This is a genomic window from Bartonella sp. AA2SXKL (genome assembly GCF_042197205.1).
Taxonomy (GTDB): Bacteria; Pseudomonadota; Alphaproteobacteria; order Rhizobiales; family Rhizobiaceae; genus Bartonella.
Map to the genome: position 1 here is coordinate 326 of NZ_JBHIRN010000204.1, position 318 is coordinate 643.

At 44.3% G+C, this 318-nt stretch carries 1 pseudogene; it reads left to right on the plus strand.

The window, feature by feature from the left end:
* Positions 1 to 318 (plus strand): annotated as a pseudogene (locus ACFINS_RS10710) (phage tail protein); the annotation flags it as partial.

Sequence of the window (318 nt, forward strand, 5' to 3'; positions counted from 1 at the left end):
ACAAAATCAATGGCTGGCTGCTTACATCACTAGCCATAGTAAGCGCAGTTTTTATCAGGCTTGCTTTTGCTCTTTCAGGACCAGTGCTTGCGGCCTTCACTTCCGTTGGTTCTAAAATTACCGGTCTGGCTGTAAACCTTGGAAAATCCCTGCTCTCAAAAATAGTCGCAGCAGATAAAGCTTTTATTAGATTTTCTGCTACTCTGGGAAGATCACTGCTTTCAGCATTAGCCTCAGCTGCTTCCGCAGTTGCCAGTCTTGCTTTAACTCTTGTAGGTACACTGATTTCGGCAATAACTGCCGTTGGTTCTGCTTTTA